The sequence below is a fragment of the Nonomuraea sp. NPDC049504 genome, from assembly GCF_040676845.1.
Lineage (GTDB): Bacteria > Actinomycetota > Actinomycetes > Streptosporangiales > Streptosporangiaceae > Nonomuraea > Nonomuraea salmonea.
This window is the reverse complement of record NZ_JBFAPT010000002.1, coordinates 331,448-353,222: the sequence shown is the minus strand read 5'-3', so window position 1 is coordinate 353,222 and position 21,775 is coordinate 331,448. Positions and strand designations below refer to the sequence as shown.

Here is a 21,775-nt window from a genome sequence, read left to right as displayed (position 1 = left end):
AGGAGTCTGAAGGCGGGATAGTCTGTGGCGGTCGGCGACGCAGCGCTGAACGGGCCCGCAACAGTCCATCACCGCGCTGCCGTCGTGTTCCCCGGCCCCGAGCGAAGCTGAGCGACTTCCTTCTGTGTCTGACACCAGTTCCTCCCGACCGGCCACGACCCCGCGGCGTCCCGAAGAGGAGGGACCTGCCAACACGGGATCCCGCTGGCCGCTGCCGGAAGAGACCTTCTGGAGCGAGTCCACCGACCCGCACGGGGTGGCGCCAGGCGAGCTGACGCAGCCCCAGCCGGCCATCACCCCGGACGCTCCCGCCCCCCGGTCTCGCGGCACGAGCCCCGAGGCCGGACGCTCGCGCGGCCGCAGAGGCGCCGACGCCGGCCACCCCTACTCCAACGGCCACGGCTCCGAGCCGGCCCGGCCGCTCGCCGACGACCGGCGCGCGGACCCGGGCCCACCGCTCGCCAACGGCCGTGGCGCGGAGGCAGGACAACACCGCGGCCGGGCCCCCGAGGCCGGCCCGGCCCGTGGCCGTGGCTTCGAGGCCGGACAGGCTCGCGCCGCCGCCCCCGAGATCGGCGAGCCGCGTACGCAAGGCCGCGACGCCGCCGCCCCTGGGGGCAGGCGGGCTCGGGCCGTGGCGGGTGACGAGCCCGTGGCGCCGCGCGGGCGGCGGGCCAAGGAGCCGGTCGCGGGGCCTGACGGGGTCCTGGTGGCGGGGGGCCCTGAGCCGGGACAGGCGGTGCCCTCTGGACAGCCCGAGGGGCAGCCGGCCGGCCGGCCCGCGGGGCGAACCGCAGGCCGACGTGCCGAGCAGCCCGCCGTTCCGGTGGCAGCGGGCGCCGGGCAGCGGCCGGCGGCGACGCCGGGCGCGGGCGGCCAGGAGCGGCCGGAGCCGCAGCAGCAGCCGGAAAAGCCGAAGCGCAAGCGCGACCCGTTCCTCGACAACGTCAAGTTCGTCCTGATCGCCCTGGTGCCGATCGGCCACTCCCTGGTGCCGACGCTGGCCGCCGACTCGGCGCGGGCGGCCTACATCTTCATCTACACGTTCCACATGCCGCTGTTCGTGCTGATCAGCGGCTACCTGTCCAGAAACTTCTGGAACTCCAACGCCAAGACCAACAAACTGGTCGACACGTTCCTCATCCCGTACGTCATCGTCGAGGTCGGCTACGCCGCGCTCCGCTTCGCGCTGGGCCAGAAGTGGAGCCTGACGATCATCGACCCGGCGTGGCTCAACTGGTATCTGCTGGCCCTGCTGTTCTGGCGCCTGTCCACACCGGTGTGGAAGCGGATGAGATACCCCGTGCCGGTGGCGATAGCGATCTACCTGTTCGCCGGGTTCTCCCAGATCTCGGGCGACTTCAGCATGGACCGCTTCTTCGGCCTGCTGCCGTTCTTCGTGATCGGCCTCGTGATGCAGCCCGAGCACTTCGAGATGCTCAACCGCCGCTGGATCAAGATCGTCGCGGTGTTCACCGTGCTGGGCGCGGCGGCGGTGGCCATCTACATCGCGCCCAAGTCGCCGCTCGGCCCGTTCTACTACAAGAACAGCTACCAGGACCTGCACCTGTCCTGGTGGATGGGCCTGGGCGTGCGTACGGGCCTGCTGATCTGCGCCCTGGCGATGTGCTTCGCGGTGCTGGCGCTGGTGCCCAGGAAGGAGACCTGGTACACCGACCTCGGCACCCGCACGCTCTACTGCTACCTGCTGCACGGCATCCCGGTGCTGATCGCCAAGGAGATGGGCTGGCTGTCGGTGCCGTGGCTCTACGGCCCGCTGGGCGTGCTCGCGATCGCGTCGAGCTGTTTCGCGCTGGCCATCATCCTGTGCCTGGCCGAGACCCGCACGCTCTTCAAGTGGGTGCTCGAACCCCGCCTGACCTGGCTCTATCGCCGCCCCTCACGAAGTTAAGCGATCGTTTTCCCCGCATTAACGCCGTTGACCGGGTGGGCGCGGAGCATCGACACATGCGCGCATGTGTCGCCACGACCGTCCATCATCCCGAGGACGCCCGGATCATGCACCGGCAGATCCGGGCGCTGCTCGACGCGGGCCACGAGGTGACCTACGTGGCGCCGTTCACCCATTTCAACGTGACACCCGCCATGGAGCTGACCGCGGTGGACGTGGCGCACCTCGCCTCGCCGGGCCGCGCGCGGGCCGCGCTCAGACGCGGCCTGCGGGGCGCGGACCTGCTGATCGTGCACGAGCACCGGCTGCTGCGCATGCTGCCCCACCGGCGTCCTCACGTCGTCTGGGACGTACGCGAGCAGGTCTCCCCCAGGCGGCTGGCCCGCGCGCACCGGCGCCACGAGGTGATCACCCCCGCCGAGGTGCCCGAGGCGACCCTGGTCTCCCCCGCCCCGCCGGCGCCGGGCGACACGAGGGTCGTGCACCTCGGCCGCCTGTCGGTGGAGCGCGGCGTGATGGAGCTGATCGGCCTGGCCGAGCGGCTGGTGCCGCACGGCATCAGGCTCGACCTGATCGGCGCCGCCGCCCCCGGCGTCCGCCCGCTGCTGCGCGACGCGCAACGGGTGGGGCTGCTCGACTGGTACGGCCACGTCCCGCTCCGCCACGCCCTGCGCATGGCAGAGGGCGCGCTGGCGGGCCTGTCGCTGGCCGACGCCACGGTGGCCACGCCGCCCACCAAGATCCTCGACTACATGGGCCGCGGCCTGCCGGTGATCACCACCCCGCAGGGTGCGGCGACGGTCGAGCCGGCCGGCTGCGGGCTGGTGGTGCCGCTGGACGTGGACGCGGTGCTGAACGCCGTCCTGGACCTCAAGGAGGACCCGGCGCTGCGGCTGAAGCTGGGCGCGCTCGGGCACGTGGAGGCCCGCCTGCACCACCACTGGCCCGACCACGCGGCCGCGTTCGTCCAGCGGGCCGAGACGTGGGCCGCGCGCCCGTCCAGGGCGGGCCACGATGGCGCCGCGGGCTGGTTTCCGTTGCCCCGACACAGCCGGACGCCACCCGGCGCGGGAATGGCCACAGGACGTGGCGGTTGATGTACTGGTGCCATGGCATCGCATCTGATCCAGGGCCGGACGCTGGACATGCCCGTGCGGGTGAGGGACGCCGAGGTGTGCAGTGCCTTCTACCCGGTGCGTGCCGACGCCGCGCGGGCGGTGATCGCCTACTCCGGGCTCGACGTGGCCGAGGTGCTGCCCGGCAAGGCCGTGTGCGTGCTGGTGTTCGCCGACTACCGCGACGGTGACCTCGACGCCTACCACGAGTTCGGCATGGCCTTCCTGGTGCGCAGGCCGGGCGTCCCCGCGAGCGTGGGCCCTGGCGAGCTGCGGCACGCGGGGGTGTTCGTGCACTGGCTGCCGGTCGACCAGACGTTCACGCTGGAGGCCGGGCGGTCGTTGTGGGGGTTTCCGAAGGAGCTGGCCGACATCGAGCTGCGGCTGCGGTCGCCGTACAAGCGGTGCATCCTGCGCAAGGACGGGCGGCTGGTGCTCGATCTTCTGGTCAAACCGGGCGTGCCGGTGCCGGGGGCGAGCGTGATGGCGCCGCTCGACGCCTACACGCACCGCGACGGCCTCACCAGGGTCGTGCCGTGGACCGTGCGGGCGCGCGGCGCCCAGGTGCGTCCCAGCGGCGCGCTGATCCGCCTGGGCAACCACCCCATCGCCAAGGAGCTGAGCGAGCTGGGGCTGCCCAAGCGGGCGATGTTCAGCAGCACGGTCGCGCACGCCGCGATGTGCTTCGGCGAGGCCAGACGGCTGTGAACGTCGGGCTGCGAGCGTCGGGCCGTGAGCGTCGGGCCGTGAACGTCAGACGATGGGCGGGCGGCCCAGCTTGACCATGCGCCACGCGGTGCGCCACGCCATCGGCCGCCGCTCGCCGGCCGGGGTGCGCAGGCCCTCGAAGAAGCCGGAGAACCACGCCTTGAGCGCGGCCGAGGAGCCGCGCTCGCGCACCAGCGTGAGCACCACCCAGTTGGTGAGGTAGAGGAAGGCCAGCGGCCACGGCAGGTTGCGGCGGGCCAGCCAGACCCGGTTGCGGGCGTTGAGGCGGTAGAACTCCGTGTGCCTGGTCGGCGGCACCTGCGGGTGGTACATCACCGTCTCGGCGTCGTATTCGATGCGGTAGCCCTCGCCGAGCAGCCGCCAGGCCAGGTCGGTCTCCTCGTGGGCGTAGAAGAACCGCTCGGGCAGCCCGCCGACCTGGAGGAAGGCCGAGCGCCTGATCGCCGACGCGCCGCCGAGGAACGTGGTGACGGGCGACGAGCGCTGCGGGTCGCCGGCCCGCAGGCGCGGCACGTGGCGGCGCTGGCCGATGCCGCCGTCGGGGTCCATCACCCGGAAGGAGATGACCGCGAGGTCGGGCTCGGTGGCGAAGCGGTCGCGCACGTGGGAGACGACCTTCTGGTCGGCGTACCAGCCGTCGTCGTCGAGGAACAGCACGACGTCGCCTGAGCACTCTTCGACGCCCCGGTTACGGCCGGCCGGGATGCCGGTGTTGTGGTCGAGCCGGATCGATTTCACGACCGCGGCCGAACCCTCGGGTGGCGTCGCCGACAACTGGGGCACGTCGGCTCCGTTGCCTACGATCACCACCTCGACGTCGCCGTCGACCTGGTTGAGCGCGGAATCGACCGCCCGGTTCAGCTCCGCAACCCGGTTGCCCATGGTGAGGATGACGCACGAGATCTTCAACGAATCATCGTCCTGACGCGTTGAGAACACGAGCGGAGCATTCTTTCATGATCACCGAGTCTGCTGGTCTGCATGGTCCTGGATGGTGAAGCTAAGCGTATCGGAACCGACAGTGAACCCCCACCGAACCGCGGACGTCCGATCAATACGACGGACAAGACGCCTCGGCGGTTCCGGTGGAGATCAAGCAAGTCGTCTCCGGTGGAGATCAAGCAAGTCGTCTCGATGCCATGATGCTGATCAGATGCAGCACCACTTGCACGGCGGCGGCGATGGCGCAGGCCACCACGAGCACCCGCGTGGCCGTCGGCACGCCGATGACCGCGTCGATGATCGCGGTCACCACGGCCAGCAGCGACAGCTCGATGGGCTGCATGATGCGGTGGAACTGCGTCGCCGCCAGGATCCGGCGGCCCAGCCCGAGCAGCCCCGAGCGGAACTGCACGGCCGCCGCCTCGGTGGCCGCGCCCAGCCCGCCCTTGGCCCTGGCCACCTCCACCAGGTCGCTCTCGGCCTTGATGAGGATGGCGCCGAGCGCGCCCGCGAAGCCGAGCACGGTGTACCAGTCGGGCAGCACCTCGGAGGCCCGCCAGCCGAGCCCGGCCAGCACGGCCGCCTCGGCGAAGTAGGCGCCCACCCGGTCGAGGTAGACCCCGGCGAGCGAGGTCTTGCCCGTCCAGCGGGCCAGCTCGCCGTCGGAGCAGTCGAGCAGCAGGTAGACCTGGATGAGCAGGGCGGCGAGCACGGCCGCCCACAGCCCCGGCAGCGCCAGCACGAACCCGGCCGCCACGCCGGCCACCGTCATCACCCAGGTGAGCTGGTCGGGCGTGACGGGCGTCTTGGTCATCGCCCAGGTGACGTAGATGGACAGCCGGCGCATGTAGAGCACGCCCGCCCAGTGCTCGCCGTTGCGGCGCTCCAGGTGGCCCGCGGGCTGGGCCACCCGCCTCAGCTCAGCTACCGAAGGCCCGGACATAGTCCCCCACCCGATCGCGAATCTCCGAATCCTGCATCCGCAGGTGCTCCAGGATCGTGTAACGGCCGGGGCGAGTGGCCGGGGCCAGTGCGACGACCTCGGCGAACTGCTCGGCACTCAGCCCGATGTCCCCGGGCACGACGGGCAGCTCGTGGCGGCGCAGGCAGCCGACGACCTGCTCGACGCGGGCGGCGTCCTCGCGCAGGAAGAAGCAGAAGGCGGCACCGATGCCGGCGAGCTCGCCGTGGTTGGAGGTGCCGGGGAAGAGCTGATCCACGGCATGAAGGATCTCATGATCTCCACCGCTCGCGGGCCGGGATGAGCCCGCTACGACCATGGAGATGCCCGACAGGATCAGCGACTCGGCGAGCACGGTCAGGAACGCGTCGGACTCGATGGAGTCCTTGCGCCCGATGAGCGCCTCCGCGGCGGTGCGCGACATCGAGCAGGCCAGCCCGTCGATGGGCTCGCCGCGCTCGACGTTGCCGAGCTGCCAGTCCTCGATCGCCGACAGGTTGCTGATGACGTCGCCGACGCCCGCCCGCACCAGCGACTTCGGTGCGCTGTGCACGAAGTCGAGGTCGACGAGGATCGCGAGCGGCATCGGCACCCCGAACGTGCCCTTGCCGCCCTCGTAGACCAGCGAGGCCGTGGGCGAGCAGATGCCGTCGTGGGACAGGTTGGTGGCCACGGCCACCATGGGGATGCCGGCCAGCGACGCGGCGTATTTGGTCGCGTCGATCGTCTTGCCGCCGCCGACGCCCACCACCACCTCGTAGGCGCCCTTGCGCAGGTCGGCACCCAGCGAGACGGCCGCGTCGACCGTGCCGTCGGCCACCCTGAACACCTCGGCCTCGCCCAGCGTGGGCGCGATGAGACTCTCGATGTGGTCGCCCTGGCCGGGGCCGACCGCCACGGCGACCCGGCCGGAGGTGGCCACGCGGCTGTCGGCCAGCAGGGCGCCGAGCTCGGCCACCGCGCCCCGCCTGACGTCCATCGTCAAGGGCGCCGGCAACATCCTCGCGAGAAGCGGCATGCGCGCCCCCTCAGTAGTGGACGGCTATGGTGCGGGCCTTGGCCAGGTCGTCGTGGTTGTCCACCTCGACCCAGTCGACCTCGCCGATGGGCGCGGCGTGGATCAGCTCGCCGCGATCGACCATCTCCTGGTAGCCGTCCTCGTAGTAGAGCTGGGGGTCGCGCTCGTACGTGGTCTTCAGTGCGTCGGCCAGCCGGTCGGCCGCGCCGGGGCGGATGAGGGTGGCGCCGATGTACTCGCCGTAGGCGTCGGCCGGGTCCATCAGCTTGGTGATGCGCCGCAGCGCGCCCTCGGGCGTCAGCGTGACCTTCATCTCCTCGTCGGCCAGCTTCTTCACGTTGTCGACGGCGAGCAGCACGTCGCTCGTCTCGGGGGCCGACAGCAGGGTCTTCTCCACCGAGACGGGGTGCACGGTGTCGCCGTTGACCAGCAGCACGCCCTGGGCGAAGTAGTCGCGCGCGCACCACAGGGAGTAGGCGTTGTTCCACTCCTCGGCCTTGTCGTTGTGCACGAGGGTGAGCCGGACGCCGTGGCGCTCCTCCAGCTCGTCCTTACGCTCCTGCACGGCCTGCGCCGCGTAACCGACGACGACCACGACCTCGCGCAGGCCCACCTCGGCGAGATTGCGCAGCGAGATGTCCATGATCGTGGTTTCGCCGTCGACCGGCACGAGCGCCTTGGGCAGCGTGTCGGTGTACGGCCGCAGGCGTCGTCCGGCCCCAGCGGCCAGAACCATTCCCAGCAACGTGCACTCCTCAGTCGGCATGACTTCCGTGGCCCAAAGAGTATTCGTCTTTGGACCCCGTGCGGGTAATCCGGCGTCAGTCTTGCGTTCCCGCCTCGGCGGCCTCGACCCCGGATCGGGGTGCGGCGAGCCAGCACGTGAGGCTCTCCCAGCAGAACAGGCCCCAGAGATAGACCGCGAGCACGACGTAACCGCTGCTCAGCCACCCTGACAGGGCGATCAGCGAGATCGCCATCATCCTGCCGTCCCAGCCGAGCCCGAGGGTGGCCAGCCACGGCGGCGGATAGACGCGCTGACGCAGCCTGTAGACCAGATCGTAATGATGGAAGGCGAGCGCGCCGAGCAGCACGAAGATCAGCACGGGGTGCACGCCGTTGGCGAAGCCGCAGGCGGCGATGAAGGTGTACTCGATGAGCCGCAGGATCGGCGGCACGAGCCAGTCGAACCTGCCGTCGTGCGGGTGCGTGCTGCCTGGGCCCGCCAGCAGCAGCGTCACGGCGGGCGCGAACACGGCCAGCCCGTCGGCCCCCGCCACGCCGATGACCAGCAGCACGCCCGTCACGAACGTGCCGGCGAGCACCGGCGGCAGCGGCGGCAGCTGGCCGGCCACGAGCAGGCCCATGGCGCGCGAGAGCGGCCCGTCGTCGCGGTAGGCGACGACGGTGCTGTTGGGTACGGGGGTCATCTGCACCGATATCACCTGGCCGACCTCGCGATCCTTCCGGCGAGCTGGTAGAGGGCGGCCACGCCGCCCCAGCTGAGCAGCGCCAGGAACGTCACGCGGGCGTTCCAGAACGCGGCGGTGACGGCGATCAGCGCCATGCGCTCGCCGATCGGCAGCACGATCATCTTCTTCAGCCAGCGGGCGATCGTGTCGCGTTCGAGCCGGTGGGCGAGCTTGAGCACCCCGCCCGGCGCGCGGCGCACGTCCTGGGTCTCCAGCAGGCTGCGGGTGGGCCGGCCCCAGGACGCGCCGACGCGGGCGCCGTCCTCGACCGCCCCCGCGTACGTGGCGTCGATGCCGTGCCTGACCACCTGGAGGACCATGGCGGCCACGGCGAGGTACCAGATGCCGGGGTCGGCGGAGCCGGCCGCCAGGCCGACGTAGACGGCGTACTCCTTGAACCGGTCGGACATGCCGTCGGCCCACGCGCCGAGCGGCGAGAAGCCGCGGGTGTAGCGGGCGAGCTGCCCGTCGAGGCAGTCGAGCGCGAACGACAGGTAGAGCAGCGCCGCGCCCAGCACGAGCGCGCCGCGGGTGCCGCCCGAGAACCACACGGCGGCCAGCACCGCGAGCCCGGCCGAGATGCCGGTGACGGTGTTGGGCGTGAGCTTGAGCCGTACGGCGGGCTTGATGAGGTGGCGGGTCCAGGTGGAGACGAAGAAGGTGGCGAAGAAGCCGTCGTCGGCCTTGACCGAGGTGTCGAGCCTGACCTTGGCCTCGTCGACCTCGGCCAGCCGGCGTACGGCGGCGTCGGCGGCGTTCTGGCCGGTGACCCGGTCGGCGTGCAGCGAGCCGATCGCCGCCGCCCGCACGCCCACCCCCGACCTGACGAGCCCGACGAGCAGCAGGTCGACCGCCTCCACCGGGGTGACGGGGCCGAGCCTGCCCTCCTCCGCCAGCTCCGCCAGCTCCTCGGCGACGTCGGCGAGCGTGCCGAGGTCGGCCTCGCCGGCCTGCAGCACGCCGCGGAAGGTCGCGTTGGACTCGGGCACGAGGTGGAACGAGCTGCCCGCGGCCACGACCTTGCCGCCCTCGACGCGGACGGGCGGGCGCATCGGGGCGGCGGTCGCGTCGTGCGAGATGAGCGCGGCGGTGCAGCGCGCGGGATGTTCGAGGAGCAGCGCGAGCGCCTCGGTGTGGGCCACCAGGTCGGCGGGCAGCACGGCCACCGCGCCCGTGGTGGTGCGGACGATCTTGGCGATGCCGCGCAGGTCGGCCGCGAGGCCGCCGCCCGCGCTCATCACCTGCACCTCGCGGACGGGCAGGGTGGCGAGCTGGTCGTTGAGCCGGTCGAGCAGGGTGCCGTCGCCGCTGAGAAGCCTGCCGGCGGGCGTCGTGGCGAGCAGCACGACCGACGTGGCCGTGCTTTCGCGGGTCAATGAGTCGGGCAAAGCGCAGGTCTCCTCCCGGTCGGGGTGGAGTGCGTGGACTGGGGGGTGCGTAGACACAGCGTAGCGACAGGTCAACGCGATATCACGGACCGGCACCGTTACGCTGCCCGTATGAATTCACGGCTGCGATCGGTCGGAGTGCTCCTCGCGGGCGGTGTCGGACAGCGGGTCGGGGCGGCCACGCCCAAGCAGCTCATCGAGGTGGCGGGGCGGACGATCATCGAGCACTCGCTGGCCGCGTTCGAGCGCGCGCCGGAGATCGACGAGGTCGTGGTGCTGATGACGCCCGGATACGCCGACCGGGTGCGGGAGATCGTGGCGGCCGGCGGCTACCGCAAGGTGAGCAAGGTCGTGGACGGCGGGTCGAGCCGTACGGAGAGCACGTGGCGGGCCCTGCAGGCGATCGGCGCGCAGGAGTGCAACGTGTTGCTGCACGACGCCGTACGCCCGCTTCTGGAGCCCCGGATCATCACGGACTGTGTCCGCGCGCTGGAGACCCACGAGGCCGTCAACGTGGCGATCCCGAGCTCCGACACGATCTTCACGGCCGTGCCTGAGGACGGCGGCGAGGTGATCGGCGAGGTGCTCGACCGGTCGCGGCTGCGGCGCAGCCAGACCCCGCAGTGCTTCCGCCTGTCGGTGATCAGGCGGGCCTACGAGCTGGCGATGGCCGATCCCGGCTTCGCCGGCGGCACCGACGACTGCGGCGTGGTGCTGCGCTACCTTCCCGAGGTGCCGATCCACTTGGTGCCGGGCAGCGAGCGCAACATCAAGGTCACCCATCCCGCCGACCTGCACATCGCCGAGCTGCTCTTCGAGCTGCCCGCGCCGGTGCCGCGCGGCGGCGACGACGCCTTGGCCGGGCAGGTCGTGGTCGTGGTGGGCGAGGCGCTGCCGGTGCCGTCGAAGGGGGCCGACGTCCGCGTGCTGAGCAGGGCCGATGGGGTGCGGGTCGAGGACTACGACTCCGTGGCCAAGGCGTTCGGCGACGTGGGCCCCGCCGATCACGTGGTGGTCGCGGCGGGGCCCGGCCATCGGGGCGAGCTGGCGCGGGCGGGCGGCGAGACCGTCGCCGACGCGGTCGCCGCCCTCCACCTGGGCGCGCTCAACGTGGCCCGCGCCGCCCGGCCCCACCTGCGGCGCAGCCTGCTGTTCCAGGTGCCGCCCGGTTCGGGCGCGCTGCACGCCTCCGGCGCTGCGGCGGTGGCCGCGCTGACCCGGGCGCTGGCCCTCGAATGGGCCTCTGACGGCATCCGGGTCAACTGCGTCAATACCGGTGCCTCTCCGCTCCTGGTCGCTCAGACCTCGCTGGACATTCTCATCTCCGACCTATCAGGGCAAGTCATAGACGTGCGCGTTGACGGCGCTTGACCCGCACCTTGTTACCGTGCGTTCGCATGAGGAGACTCATCGTGAGCGCGGCACTGCTCGGCTGCTACCCCGTCCTGCTGGTCGCGGCCCTGTGGCCGGCGCCGATGCTGTTCGGGGCGGCAGCTCTGGCGTCCTACGCCGTCGAGTACGCCGCACCGCGCGCCGCCCGCCCCCTCACCGAGGCGCTGGCCAAGGTGCACCTCGGCATCACGCTGCGCTTCGCGGTCCGCGAGACCCTGGCGCTGCTGCTGGTCGCGCGGACGACGGGCGCCGACTCGCCGTGGTTCGTGGCGCTGGCGGCCGGGATGCTCGCCGTGCACGGCGTCCGCGCCCTGCACACCGGCCTCGCCCTGCGGCTGCGGCAGATGCTCAGCAGGATGCCGGTCACCACCCGCAACCTCGACGTCTCCGCGCTGCGCATCCCCAAGCTGCCGCCAGGGCCGCTGCGCGACGGCCGCAGCGTGGTCTTCCTCTACCTCGACGCATTGCCCGTGCTCGGCGCCGTCCAGGGGGCCGCGCCCGCCACGCTCGGAGCCGCCCTCGCGCTCGCGGCCGGGCTCGCCGGGGCGCTCGCGCTCATCCCGTACGTCCGCCGCGCCGCGCCCCTCACCGACCGCGCCCGCGTCCTGGAGGTCGTCGGCGAGCAGATCGAGCGGTACGCCCCCGAGGTCATCCTGTACTTCTCCGGCGCCACCGCCGCCGCCTACCAGGCCAGGATGTGGCTGCCCACCCTCGAACGCATCCGCCGCCGCGCCATCGTCGTCCTGCGCGAGCGCGGCATGGCCGCCCACCTGGAGGGCACCAGCCTGCCGATGGTGTGCATCCCGTCGTCGGCCGACCTCATGAGCTTTCGTGCCCTGGCCGGCGCCAAGCTCTGCCTGTACGTCTCCAACGTCGGCAGGAACGTCCACATGCTGCGCATCCCCACCCTGCGCAGCGCCTTCCTCAACCACGGCGACAGCGACAAGGAGGCGTCGTTCAACCCGTTCTCGCGGGTCTACGACGAGGTGTGGGTGGCCGGGCCCGCCGGGCGCGACCGCTACCGGCGGGCCAAGGTGGGCGTCAGGGACGAGAACATCCACGAGGTCGGCAGGCCGCAGCTGGAGGGCATCTCGACGAAGGGGCCAGGGCTGCCGTACCGGACCGTCCTCTACGCGCCCACCTGGGAGGGCTGGAACGACGACCTGTTCCACACCTCGCTCGTCACCATGGGGCCGCGCATCGTGCGGGCGCTGCTCGACCACCAGCCGCCGCTGCGCGTCATCTACAAGCCGCACCCGCTCACCGGGCAGCGTGACAAGGCCGCGACCCGGGCGCACCGCAAGATCGTCGCCATGATCGAGGCCGCGGAGCTGGCCGCGTCGAAGGCCCGCCACCCCTCCCGCGCCGCCGCAGAGGAACCCCGCATCCGCCATCTCATCGTCACCGGCCCCGAGCCGCACCTGTACGACTGCTTCAACGAGTGCGACCTGCTGATCAGCGACATCTCCAGCGTGGTGGCCGACTTCCTGGCCAGCGAGAAGCCCTACGCCGTCACCAACGTCGCCGGCCTCCCGGAGTCCGCCTTCCACGAGCGCTACCCGAGCACGGAGGCGGGCATGCTCATCGACGCCGACCTGTCGGGCCTGACGGAGTTCCTGGACGGCGAGGACACCCTGGCCAGGGCCCGCGTCAAGCTCCGCAGCTACTTGTTCGGCCCGGAGTACCCAGACGCCCTGACCCGCTTCGACGCCGCCATAGAACGCCACTTCACCGACTCCTAACCACCCACCGCACAAAACAGGCCCTTCGGGCTGTGGGGGTGGGCAACACCATCCTCCGCCGCACCACGCAGCAAGTGTGGGGGTGGCCAAGGCCATCATCCGCCGCGCCACGCAGCAAGTGTGGAGGTGAGCAAGACCATCATCCGCCGTACCACGCAGGAAGTGTGGGGGTGGGCAAGGCGCCATCCTCCGCCGTACCACGTGGGTTCTTTGAGGTGTGGGGCTCTTGTGGACGCGTCGCCGTCCCGTTGCGGGGGCGCGCCGTACCCCTATTCTCTCTAAAAGGACCCCGCCGGAGTGCGGCGGGGTCCTTGGCGTACGGGGGGTCAGCGAAGGGGGCGGGAGAGTTTCTTCGGGCTGGTCAGGAAGCCCCAGCCCCAGGAGCAGTGCATGGTGGCGTACACCAGCGGCAACCGGAGCCGGGCGTTCATCGGGAGGCCGCCACCGGTGAGGACGGAGCCGGCGACGATGGCGAGCAGGTAGCCGCCGGGGATGATCAGCCCGAGGGGGAAGATCGGCGAGACGACCAGCCCGAGCAGCATCGCCAGCACGGCGGCCGGCGGCGCGAGGTAGCGCAGGTTGATCGTGCCCTCGTGGGTGCGGGCCACCACCCGGCGCCACCGCCCGTAGTGGAAGTACTGCTTGGCGAGCGCCTTGACGTTGGGCCGCGGCCGGTAGGTGACCCGCATGCGGGGCTGGAACCACACGAGCCCGCCGGTCTGGCGGATGCGGTGGTTCATCTCCCAGTCCTGGGCCCGCTGGAAGTGCTCGTCGTAGCCGCCCACCCGGTCGAGCGCCGAGCGGCGGAAGACGCCGAGGTAGACGGTGTCGGCAGGGCCGGAGGTGCCGCCCACGTGGAAGGCCGCCGCGCCGACCCCGATCTTCGAGGTCATGGCGCAGGCGACGGCCTGTTCGAAGGGTGTGATGCCCTCGGCGGCCATGATGCCGCCCACGTTGTCGGCGCCGGTCTCGGCCAGCGTCTCGACGGCGACGCGCAGGTAGTCGGAGGGCAGCATGGCGTGCCCGTCGACTCTGGCGACGATGCCGTTGCGTGAGGCGCCGATGGCCGCGTTGAGGGCGTTGGGCGTACGTCCTGTCGGATTGGGCACGACCGTCACCCGCCGGTCGGCCGCCGCGATGGCGTCGGCGACCTCTTGGGTGCGGTCTTGTGACGGCCCCACGGCGAGGACGACCTCGATCTCGCCGGGGTAGTCCTGGGCGAGCACCATATCGACGGCCTCGCGGAGGTGCCGCTCCTCGTTGAGGACCGGCATGATGACGGAGATGGGGGGCCAGCCGCGCGTCTCCGCGGGCGCGTGCGGCGAGTCGGGGAACTGCTTCATGGCGGGGCTCACGCTACTGTACGACCGAGGCAGGAGGGCAATCCAACGCCCGATACTCCGGCGTGAGCAAGAGGGGGACGGGATGGGCGACCCGGGCGAGGAGGACGGCGGTGTGCTCGTGGGCGGCGACGCCTACGGCGGCGTCAAGCTCTCACCCGCACGCACCCGAAAGCCGCGCAGGAGCGCCAAGGCCCGCCGCCGCAACGTCATACTCGCTGGTTTCCTGTCCTCCTGCGTGCTGGCGACGACGGGCGTGGTGTGGGCGACGCCGCGCCAGATCGGCACGGTCGACGCCGGGGTGACGGCGCGTTCGTCGAGCGGCGCCGAGAACATCCTGCTGGTCGGCGTCGACAAGCGCGACGACCTCACCCGCCAGCAGCAGAACCGGCTCAAGCTGGGCCGCGAGGCCGGTCAGCGCACCGACACCATGATGGTCATCCACCTGTCGGAGGACCACAAGAAGGTGACGGTGGTGAGCCTGCCGCGCGACACGTGGCTGACGATCCCCGGCAAGGGCGACCACAAGATCAACTCGGCGTACCAGTTCGGCGGGCCGAAGCTGGCCAAGCAGACCGTCGAGGCGGCGACCGGGCTCGAGATCAACCGCTACATCGAGGTCAACATCCTGGGCTTCATCGACGTCGTCGACTCGCTGGGCGGGGTCACGGTGTGCACGCCGGTGCCGATCGACGACACCAAGATCGCTCTCAACCTCCCGGCCGGCACCCACCAGCTCAACGGCGTGCAGGCGCTCGGCTACGCCCGCACCCGCGCCACCGCCCGCTCCGACCTCGACCGCATCGACCGTCAGCAGCAGGTCATCTCGGCGCTGCTCAACCGGGCGCTCAGCGCCGACACGCTGGCCAACCCGGGCAAGCTGGCCTCGTTCGTCAACTCGACGCTCAGCACGGTGAAGGTCGATCCCGACGACGGGTTGCTGGGCCTGGCCACGCAGTTGCGCGACGTGTCGCTGGGCGACGTGAAGTTCGCCGAGGTGCCGCTGGCCGACGTCGACTTCAAGACGCCCACCGGCGAGTCGGCGGTGCTGTGGGACAAGGCGGCGGCCCGCGAGATGTTCAGGAAGATCGGCGCGGACGAGGACCCGGCCAAGCCGACCGCGTCCACGTCCCCGAAGCCGTCGGCCAAGCCGACGGCGCTCGCGCCCGGCGACGTCACGCTCAAGGTCAAGAACGGCACGCTCATCACCGGCCTGGCGGCGCGGACGAAGGAGGCACTCGTCGCGTACGGGTTCAAGGTGCCCGGCAAGCCCGGCAACACCAGCAAGAAGGACTACAAACAGACCTTCATCAGGTACGGCGCAGGCATGGAGCAATCGGCGAAACTGGTCGCCACCGCCATTCCAGGCGCCGAGCTGCGCGCGGCCGACATCGACGGCATCGAGCTGATTCTGGGCAGCGACCAGCCGAAAGTCCAGCAACGGAAGTCAACGGCCACCCCAAGTGCCAAGCCGAGCGTTACACCAACCACTAAAACGGCAATGGAGAACATATGTAAGAAATAGGTATAACAATCCGGGTGACGGGCAGGTGAGGCCCATGGTGGTCGATTGCTGGCGAGAGGACCCCTGCACGGTTCTGCACGTCGTGGGCGATCTCGACGTGGCCGGAGCGCCCAGGCTCCGCGCGGAGCTGGAGCAGGCGTTGGCCGCCCCCGGCCCGCCCAATCTCGTGGTCGATCTGACCGAGGTGCCCTTCTGCGATTCCGTCGGGCTCGGGGTGCTCGTGGCGGCGTACAACATGATCCAGAACATGAACGGCCGGATGATCCTCGTCGTCGCGCCGGGAATGATCCGCCATCTGCTGACGATCACCCATCTCGACCGCCATTTCGAGACGAGCGATTCGCTCAACGCGGCACGCGCTGCGCTCGGCAGCGCCGCCTGACTCCACCTTTCCTGGTGAAATCCGCTGGACGCCGGTGCCCCGGTGCCGTCCGCGGCGCACAGGCGTGCGAGAACATGGCCGGGGGGCGCGGCTACGTCGGCGATCTCCTCGCGCACGGCACCCCTACCCTCGCCGCCGAGGGCCCGCGCCGCATCGTGGCCGCCACCGACGTCGCGAACGCCCCCACTGCCGCCGCGTTCCGCCGTGCTGGATACTCGGAGGTCGGCCGGTTGTTCCGCTATTACTGGAGGACATCGTGAGACTCGCGGTCATGTACGACCGGGACCTTCCGCCCGAGCAGCTCGTCCCGTTCGCGCGGGCGCTCGACGAGACGTCCGTCGACGACCTCTGGGTCGTCGAGGACCTCGGCTGGACCGGCGGCGTCTCGGCGGCGGCCACCGCGCTCGCCGTCACCTCCCGGCTGCGCGTCGGCATCGGCATCACGCCCGCGCCGCTGCGCAACCCGGCGCTGCTGGCCATGGAGCTGGGCAACCTCGCACGGCTGCACCCGGGGCGGCTGGCCGCCGGCATCGGCCACGGGGTGGGCGACTGGATGCGCCAGGTGGGCGCCGCCGTCCCGTCGCCGCTCTCCCTTCTGGAGGAGACGATCACGTCCGTACGCGCCCTGCTGCGCGGCGAGACCGTCACCCTCGCCGGCAAGGAGGTACGTCTTGACGGGGTCTCGCTGGTGCACCCGCCCGTCGTCGTGCCGCCCGTGCTCGCCGGGGTGAAGGGGCCGCGCTCGCTGGCGCTGTCGGGGCGGGTGGCCGACGGCACGATCCTGCCCGAGGGCATCGCGCCCGCCGACCTGCCCCCTTACGTCTCGCGGATCGGTGCTTCCTCCGCGCATGAGCTGGTCGTGTTCGCTTACCTGCGGCTCGGCGCCACCACCGCGGGCTCCCAGGCCCTTGTCGAGGGGCAGGCCGGGTTCCTCGGGGTCGAGCCGTCGGAGGTGGCGGTCGCCGAGGGCACGCCCGAACAGGCTGCGGCGCACGTCAAGGAGTTGTGGGCGGCCGGCGCCACCACGGTCGCCGTCCGGCCGCTCGGCCCCGACCCCCTGGGACAGGTGAGGACTCTGCTGTCCGCCCTCTGACCCTCTTTCTGACCCTCTTTGGCCGAATGGTCGATGCCCGCGGCGGTTCGTTCGGCCGGACGGCTGATGGCCCTGGCGTCCCGTTCGGCCAGCATCGAGGGCATGAGGCAGATCGCGGCACTTGCGGCAAGTACGACGCTCCTGGCGGCGGCCACCGTCGGTTGCGGGATCGACCTGGACGCCAAGGACGTCCACACGACCAGGGCATTCCCGCACACGGGCACCGCCCTGACCATCAACGTCTCCGTGGGCGGCGTCCGCGTGCTCCAGGGCACCGGCGACACCGTGAAGGTCGACCGGTGGCTGCGCGGCAAGGCGGCCACCGGCGAATCAGCGTGGTCCCTGCGCGACGGCACCCTGCGGCTCAGCGCCGACTGCACCATGGTGTTCGGCGACTGCGGCGCCCGCTACCACGTCAGGGTGCCGCCCGGCGTCCGGCTCTCGGTCGACGCCCCTGACGGCGTCGTCCTCAACGACCTGGCCCAGGACGTGGACGCCGTCAGCCGCGAGCGCATCCAGGTGACCGGCTCATCCGGCCGCCTTCGCTTGCGGGCCGAGGGCTCGGTGCGGGGCGTCAACCTGAAGTCGCCCGACGTCCGCGTCCGCACCTCCGACGGCGCCATCGACCTCACCTTCGCCACCCGGCCCAAGGACCTCGACCTGCGGTCACAGGACGGGCGGGTGACGGCTCGGGTGCCGTCGGGCGCGTACGCGGTCACCACCGTCAGCCAGGACGGCAGCCGGCGAACGGAGGTCGAGCAGGACCGCAAGAGCGACGCCACCATCGTCGCGCGTAGCGACACGGGCGACGTCCGCATCCTAAAGAATTGACGCGCTCCCCGGCCTGAAGGCCGGGATTCAGCCCGTGCCGCGTCGTACGGCACCTCTGTGGCTTCCTGTTTCGCTGGGTCCTGCCCCTCCGCTAGGCGGCGGGTCTCACGGTCCCTCCGCAGGCGTTTAGCCTCTCCGCTCGTCCAGCGGTGAGGATGTTGATCGCCGCGTTGACGTCCCGGTCGTGGGCCGCGCCGCACGGGCAGGTCCACGAGCGGATGTTCAGCGGCATCGACTCGGCGACGGTCCCGCAGGCCGAGCACAGCTTCGACGACGGGAAGAACCGGTCGATCCTGACGAGCGTGCGGCCGTACCGGGCGGCCTTGTAGGCGAGCATCGCCGTGAACTGGCCCCATCCGGCGTCGTGCACGCTCTTCGCCAATTTCGTGCGGGCCAGGCCCTTCACAGCAAGGTCCTCCACCATCACCGCTTGGTTGTCACGGATGATCTGGGTGGAGAGCTTGTGCGCGAAGTCCCGGCGCGCGTCGGCCACCCGGGCGTGCGCCCTGGCGACCTTGACGACGGCCTTCTTCCGGTTCGCCGACCCCTTCGCTTTCCTGCTGAGCGCCTGCTGGGCTTTCTTCAACCGGCGTTCGGCGCGACGCAGGAAACGCGGGTTGCCGATCTTCCGGCCGTCCGACAAGACCGCGAAGTGTGTCAGGCCCAGGTCGATGCCGACCTCGGCGACCGTCTCCGGCAGCGGCTCGTCGCCCGTCTCGACCACGAACGAGGCAAAGTACCGGCCCGCCGAGTCCTTGATCACCGTCACGCTGGACGGCTCGGCGGGCAGCGAACGCGACCAGCGGACCGGCACGTCGCCGATCTTCGGCAGGCGCAGCCTCCCGCCCGTTGTGATCGTGAAGCGGGCGTTCCTGGTGAAGCGGATGGCCTGCCGCCTGTCCCTCTTGCACCGGAACCGGGGCGGGGCGACCTTCGGCCCCTTCCGCTTGCCTGTGATCGAGGCGAAGAAGTTGCGGTAGGCGGTGTTCAGGTCCGCCAGCGCCTGCTGGAGCACCACGGCGGATACCTCGCCCAGCCATGCCCGTTCCGGCGTCTTCTTCGCCTGCGTGATCACCTGCTTGGACAGGCTCCCGTCCGAGATGTACGGCAGCCCGTTCTCGCGAGCCTCCTGCCGCAGGCGCAGCCCGTCGTTGAACACCACCCGGGCGCACCCGAACGCCCTGGCCAGCGCTTGACGCTGACTCGGCGTCGGGTAGAGGCGGAACCTGTACCGGAGCTGCACAGATCAATTGTACAGCTAGGTACATGAAGATGCGTCCATGTACGCTGCCCCGTATGGAGTCGGAAGAGATGAGCGTCGCCGACGCGCGCCGGCTGTTCGCGGACGTCCTCAACGACGCCGCTGTCCGAGGCCGCATCACCTACATCACCAACCGGGGGCGCAGAGTCGCCGCCATCGTGCCGGTGCCAGTCGCGGAAGCCGCCGAAGCGCAGCGCGAGCCCGGCTGACACCGCGGGTTAGAGCACGCTCGGGCCTTGACGGCCCTCCCGCGCGGGCCTTCACCCCCGGCCTTAAGGCCGGAGCACTGGCCCGCATCTCGGTAGCCGCCGAACGGGCCGCACGGCGCGGGGCGCGGGGGCGCCGCACGGCGCGCGAGGTGCGGCGCGGTGCCCGGGGTGCGGAGCGGTGCCGCGACGCACGGCGCGGGGGCGCGGGCGACGCGACATGGCGGGTGCGGGGGGCGGGTTCTCGCCGCCGCCCCGCACCTGATTTATCCGGATTTACTGCCAGATAGCGGCGTACACGCCGTTCTCGGCGTTGACCTGCACCGGGTGCAGGCCCTTCGCCTTGAGTGCGGTGGTGCGGGCCTGGTAGTCGGCGGCGGTCATGTCCACGTAATGGGCCCAGGACTTGACGCCGTCCTTGCGCCACACCGCCGTGTACGTCCCGTCAGGCGCCACCGCGACCCTGACCGGCCGGAACCCCTTGGCCTTCCTGGCCTTGAACTCGGCCGCGTGCTGCTGCTTGTTCTTGCCGTAGGAGTAGTACCACTCGCCCCCTGTGTTGGCGCTCCAGACGGCGGCATAGCGCACGTCACCCGGGGTGCCGTACGCGTCCACGCTGGTCAGCGCCAGCCCGTTGGCCTCCGCATGCTTGTTGTAGGCGGCGAAGACGCTGCCCTTGAGGTTCGACTTGGCGAGGAACGCGCCGCGCTTCTTCTCGAAGACGGCCGCGAACACCGCCGAGCCGGCCGGCCCGGTGGCCGAGACGGACACCGGCTGCCCGCCCTGCTTCATCGCGGCGTCGAACCGCTTCTGGTACCCGGAGGCCGACATGCCCTGCCAGATGCCGTACTGGTCCGGCGAGCCGCCCTTCTCCCAGACCGCGGCGTACCGTTCCCCGTCCGAGACGTTCACCGTGATCGGCCGGTATCCCTGCTTCATCAGCCTGGTCGCCCGCTCGACGCTCTGCTTCGTGGTCAGGCCGTGATAGGCCTCCCAGCCGCCGGCGGCGCTCGCCTGCGCGCTCGCCGGCGCCGTCATCGGTACGGCAGCCCCCGCCACCACGGCCGCGACGATCGCGAGCTTTCCGGTGGTCCGCATAGATCCCCCATGAAGATTTCTTGACCGTTTCCTGTCAGACGGATGACCATAACAGTCATTCCAGACAGACCGCAGCGGGTTCAGCGGACCTGCTCGAACGGGGTCGGCGACTGGCCGGTCCAGCGCCAGAGGCGGGCGGTGCCGGTGTTCTTGGAGACGCCGTCCTCGGTGACCTTGCCGGCCTCGGCCGCGTAGAACAGGCCGCGGCCGAGCGAGATCAGGCCGTACTCGCCGTTGAACTGCCAGCCCCTGACCCCAGAGGCCGGGTCCTGCAGGCCGCCCTTGGCCAGCGTGAGCAGCTTGCCGCGCTCCGGCTGCGGCTGGCCGGCGACGTCGCCGGTCCTCGGGCGGGCGCGGCCGTCCACGATGAAGAAGGGGTAGTTGGGGAACTGCGGCTTGGAGCCCTGGTAGACGGCCAGCATCCAGTCGCCGGTGTGCTCGTCGTACTCCAGGTTCTGCACGCCGTACCTGGTGTTGCCGGTGTAGGCGAAGTACTTGCCGGTCACGCGGTCGGGGCCGCTCTTGTGCGGGGCGCTCTCGGTGAGCGGGCGCTCGTACCTCTTCCACTGGCGGATGTCGTACTGAAGCAGGACCTGGTGGTCGTTGTCCTGGCGGCCGGTGTTGGCGTACACGCCGTACGCGACGGTCAGCCTGCGCGGCCCGCCCTTCTTGCCGAACTCGGGGCCGAACGCGACGCCGTCGATGCCGCTGCAGCCGTAGCGGTGGTCGGGCGTGTCGGCCACGTTGCCGTCGAAGACGCCGTCGCCGTTCATGTCGGCGGTGTAGTCGGCCACGACCTCCTTGAGGTAGACCGTGCTGACCACGTCGCTGGTCTGGGCGTCCATGCCGGGGCGCGTGACGCGGTCCACGTCGAAGATCGCGATGTAGAACGACTCCTGCTCCTTGTACTCGAGCGAGCCGTACACGCGGCCGTCCTCCGCGTTGAAGTCGAGATCGCCCAGGTGCCCGGTGAAGCCCTTGACGGAGCCGACGAGGTTGCCCTGGAGGTCGGTCTTGACCAGGACGTTCGTGAAGGAGAAGTACATGTACCCCTTCCGCTCGTCGATCGCCATGCCCTGGACGTGCCCCTCCGTCCAGGCCCCGCCGTAGACCTCCTGCGGGAAGCGCTGCGGGGGTTGGGCGGCCGCGTAGGCGGGGGTGGACACTGCGGTGACGGCGGCGGCGATGGTGAGGGTCAGGACCTTGCGCATGGTGCGGTACTCGCTTCGAGACTCGATGATCAATCCGATTTCCGACGGTATACCGCGTTTGTGAAGTTGTCTGACTGCCACCTGAACGGACGGCGAAGCCCTCGCGAATTGGGCCTGGCACGGCTCGGACCGAGCTCCGTCGTCCAGGCGGGAGGCG

Annotated in this window: 21 protein-coding genes; 11 read left to right on the top strand and 10 right to left on the bottom strand. The window is 70.9% G+C overall.

Annotated elements, in window-relative coordinates:
* Positions 1–124: 124 nt before the first annotated feature.
* The 3 genes from AB0K28_RS04965 to AB0K28_RS04955 are packed head-to-tail and all read left to right on the top strand — an operon-like array spanning position 125 to position 3,735.
* Positions 125–1,912, top strand: a complete 1,788-nt coding sequence (locus AB0K28_RS04965) for an acyltransferase family protein (protein WP_364365216.1) — start codon at positions 125–127, stop codon at positions 1,910–1,912.
* A gap of 56 nt (positions 1,913–1,968) precedes the next feature.
* Entirely contained in the window at positions 1,969–3,009 is a 1,041-nt protein-coding gene (locus tag AB0K28_RS04960) for a glycosyltransferase (protein WP_364365213.1), read from the top strand.
* A 12-nt stretch (positions 3,010–3,021) separates the two neighbouring features.
* A complete protein-coding gene (locus AB0K28_RS04955; RefSeq protein ID WP_364365210.1) occupies positions 3,022–3,735 on the top strand; it encodes an acetoacetate decarboxylase family protein in 714 nt (237 codons plus the stop codon).
* Between the two features lie 45 nt (positions 3,736–3,780).
* Here AB0K28_RS04955 and AB0K28_RS04950 read toward each other — a convergent pair whose 3' ends face one another.
* From AB0K28_RS04950 to AB0K28_RS04925, 6 genes are all read right to left on the bottom strand, one after another.
* A complete protein-coding gene (locus AB0K28_RS04950) occupies positions 3,781–4,665 on the bottom strand; it encodes a glycosyltransferase (protein WP_345396489.1) in 885 nt (294 codons plus the stop codon).
* A 208-nt stretch (positions 4,666–4,873) separates the two neighbouring features.
* Positions 4,874–5,641, bottom strand: coding sequence for a CDP-alcohol phosphatidyltransferase family protein (locus AB0K28_RS04945; RefSeq protein WP_345396486.1), 768 nt, complete (start codon positions 5,639–5,641; stop codon positions 4,874–4,876).
* Positions 5,619–6,659 (bottom strand): iron-containing alcohol dehydrogenase family protein, encoded by a 1,041-nt coding sequence (locus tag AB0K28_RS04940; RefSeq protein WP_345409547.1) that lies wholly within the window; start codon positions 6,657–6,659, stop codon positions 5,619–5,621. The genes AB0K28_RS04945 and AB0K28_RS04940 overlap by 23 nt, the downstream gene beginning before the upstream one ends.
* 28 nt (positions 6,660–6,687) lie before the next feature.
* Positions 6,688–7,422, bottom strand: coding sequence for a phosphocholine cytidylyltransferase family protein (locus AB0K28_RS04935; protein WP_364365206.1), 735 nt, complete (start codon positions 7,420–7,422; stop codon positions 6,688–6,690).
* A gap of 76 nt (positions 7,423–7,498) precedes the next feature.
* Positions 7,499–8,107, bottom strand: coding sequence for a DUF5941 domain-containing protein (locus AB0K28_RS04930; protein ID WP_364365203.1), 609 nt, complete (start codon positions 8,105–8,107; stop codon positions 7,499–7,501).
* Positions 8,108–8,118: 11 nt separating this feature from the next.
* Entirely contained in the window at positions 8,119–9,537 is a 1,419-nt protein-coding gene (locus tag AB0K28_RS04925; protein WP_364365200.1) for a CDP-alcohol phosphatidyltransferase family protein, read from the bottom strand.
* A gap of 111 nt (positions 9,538–9,648) precedes the next feature.
* Between AB0K28_RS04925 and AB0K28_RS04920 the strand changes: the two genes are divergently transcribed.
* Together AB0K28_RS04920 and AB0K28_RS04915 are read left to right on the top strand one after the other, a co-directional pair.
* A complete protein-coding gene (locus tag AB0K28_RS04920; protein ID WP_364365197.1) occupies positions 9,649–10,908 on the top strand; it encodes a bifunctional cytidylyltransferase/SDR family oxidoreductase in 1,260 nt (419 codons plus the stop codon).
* Positions 10,909–10,934: 26 nt separating this feature from the next.
* The gene (locus AB0K28_RS04915; protein WP_364365194.1) at positions 10,935–12,671 is read left to right on the top strand and encodes a CDP-glycerol glycerophosphotransferase family protein; all 1,737 of its coding nucleotides are present in this window, start codon (positions 10,935–10,937) and stop codon (positions 12,669–12,671) included.
* A 326-nt stretch (positions 12,672–12,997) separates the two neighbouring features.
* Here the strand turns inward: AB0K28_RS04915 and AB0K28_RS04910 are convergent, their stop codons facing one another.
* Positions 12,998–14,014: a glycosyltransferase family 2 protein gene (locus AB0K28_RS04910; RefSeq protein ID WP_364365191.1), complete on the bottom strand. Its 1,017-nt coding sequence runs from the start codon at positions 14,012–14,014 to the stop codon at positions 12,998–13,000.
* Between the two features lie 82 nt (positions 14,015–14,096).
* Between AB0K28_RS04910 and AB0K28_RS04905 the strand changes: the two genes are divergently transcribed.
* The 5 genes from AB0K28_RS04905 (at position 14,097) to AB0K28_RS04885 (ending at position 17,842) form a co-directional block, all read left to right on the top strand.
* The gene (locus tag AB0K28_RS04905) at positions 14,097–15,536 is read left to right on the top strand and encodes an LCP family protein (protein ID WP_364365189.1); all 1,440 of its coding nucleotides are present in this window, start codon (positions 14,097–14,099) and stop codon (positions 15,534–15,536) included.
* A 34-nt stretch (positions 15,537–15,570) separates the two neighbouring features.
* A complete protein-coding gene (locus AB0K28_RS04900; RefSeq protein WP_364365186.1) occupies positions 15,571–15,918 on the top strand; it encodes an STAS domain-containing protein in 348 nt (115 codons plus the stop codon).
* Positions 15,919–15,992: 74 nt separating this feature from the next.
* Positions 15,993–16,178, top strand: a complete 186-nt coding sequence (locus AB0K28_RS04895) for a hypothetical protein (RefSeq protein ID WP_364365183.1) — start codon at positions 15,993–15,995, stop codon at positions 16,176–16,178.
* Entirely contained in the window at positions 16,175–17,011 is an 837-nt protein-coding gene (locus AB0K28_RS04890; RefSeq protein WP_364365180.1) for an LLM class flavin-dependent oxidoreductase, read from the top strand. The genes AB0K28_RS04895 and AB0K28_RS04890 overlap by 4 nt, the downstream gene beginning before the upstream one ends.
* A 102-nt stretch (positions 17,012–17,113) precedes the next feature.
* Positions 17,114–17,842, top strand: coding sequence for a DUF4097 family beta strand repeat-containing protein (locus AB0K28_RS04885; RefSeq protein ID WP_364365177.1), 729 nt, complete (start codon positions 17,114–17,116; stop codon positions 17,840–17,842).
* Positions 17,843–17,933: 91 nt separating this feature from the next.
* Here the strand turns inward: AB0K28_RS04885 and AB0K28_RS04880 are convergent, their stop codons facing one another.
* Positions 17,934–19,085: a transposase gene (locus AB0K28_RS04880; RefSeq protein ID WP_364365174.1), complete on the bottom strand. Its 1,152-nt coding sequence runs from the start codon at positions 19,083–19,085 to the stop codon at positions 17,934–17,936.
* 53 nt (positions 19,086–19,138) lie between these two features.
* Between AB0K28_RS04880 and AB0K28_RS04875 the strand changes: the two genes are divergently transcribed.
* Positions 19,139–19,312, top strand: a complete 174-nt coding sequence (locus tag AB0K28_RS04875; RefSeq protein ID WP_364365171.1) for a type II toxin-antitoxin system prevent-host-death family antitoxin — start codon at positions 19,139–19,141, stop codon at positions 19,310–19,312.
* Positions 19,313–19,585: 273 nt separating this feature from the next.
* Here the strand turns inward: AB0K28_RS04875 and AB0K28_RS04870 are convergent, their stop codons facing one another.
* Together AB0K28_RS04870 and AB0K28_RS04865 are read right to left on the bottom strand one after the other, a co-directional pair.
* Positions 19,586–20,407 (bottom strand): hypothetical protein, encoded by an 822-nt coding sequence (locus AB0K28_RS04870; RefSeq protein WP_364365168.1) that lies wholly within the window; start codon positions 20,405–20,407, stop codon positions 19,586–19,588.
* Between the two features lie 80 nt (positions 20,408–20,487).
* The gene (locus AB0K28_RS04865; protein ID WP_364365165.1) at positions 20,488–21,618 is read right to left on the bottom strand and encodes a hypothetical protein; all 1,131 of its coding nucleotides are present in this window, start codon (positions 21,616–21,618) and stop codon (positions 20,488–20,490) included.
* Positions 21,619–21,775: the final 157 nt, after the last annotated feature.

Bases quoted from the DNA above. Each gene is read 5' to 3' on its own strand.
- AB0K28_RS04875 (WP_364365171.1), top strand. From the start codon at position 19,139: ATGGAGTCGGAAGAGATGAGCGTCGCCGACGCGCGCCGGCTGTTCGCG.
- AB0K28_RS04870 (WP_364365168.1), bottom strand. From the start codon at position 20,407: ATGCGGACCACCGGAAAGCTCGCGATCGTCGCGGCCGTGGTGGCGGGG.
- AB0K28_RS04910 (WP_364365191.1), bottom strand. From the start codon at position 14,014: ATGAAGCAGTTCCCCGACTCGCCGCACGCGCCCGCGGAGACGCGCGGC.
- AB0K28_RS04865 (WP_364365165.1), bottom strand. From the start codon at position 21,618: ATGCGCAAGGTCCTGACCCTCACCATCGCCGCCGCCGTCACCGCAGTG.
- AB0K28_RS04945 (WP_345396486.1), bottom strand. From the start codon at position 5,641: ATGTCCGGGCCTTCGGTAGCTGAGCTGAGGCGGGTGGCCCAGCCCGCG.
- AB0K28_RS04885 (WP_364365177.1), top strand. From the start codon at position 17,114: ATGAGGCAGATCGCGGCACTTGCGGCAAGTACGACGCTCCTGGCGGCG.
- AB0K28_RS04900 (WP_364365186.1), top strand. From the start codon at position 15,571: ATGGTGGTCGATTGCTGGCGAGAGGACCCCTGCACGGTTCTGCACGTC.
- AB0K28_RS04895 (WP_364365183.1), top strand. From the start codon at position 15,993: ATGGCCGGGGGGCGCGGCTACGTCGGCGATCTCCTCGCGCACGGCACC.
- AB0K28_RS04940 (WP_345409547.1), bottom strand. From the start codon at position 6,659: ATGTTGCCGGCGCCCTTGACGATGGACGTCAGGCGGGGCGCGGTGGCC.
- AB0K28_RS04915 (WP_364365194.1), top strand. From the start codon at position 10,935: ATGAGGAGACTCATCGTGAGCGCGGCACTGCTCGGCTGCTACCCCGTC.
- AB0K28_RS04920 (WP_364365197.1), top strand. From the start codon at position 9,649: ATGAATTCACGGCTGCGATCGGTCGGAGTGCTCCTCGCGGGCGGTGTC.
- AB0K28_RS04930 (WP_364365203.1), bottom strand. From the start codon at position 8,107: ATGACCCCCGTACCCAACAGCACCGTCGTCGCCTACCGCGACGACGGG.
- AB0K28_RS04960 (WP_364365213.1), top strand. From the start codon at position 1,969: ATGCGCGCATGTGTCGCCACGACCGTCCATCATCCCGAGGACGCCCGG.
- AB0K28_RS04955 (WP_364365210.1), top strand. From the start codon at position 3,022: ATGGCATCGCATCTGATCCAGGGCCGGACGCTGGACATGCCCGTGCGG.
- AB0K28_RS04905 (WP_364365189.1), top strand. From the start codon at position 14,097: ATGGGCGACCCGGGCGAGGAGGACGGCGGTGTGCTCGTGGGCGGCGAC.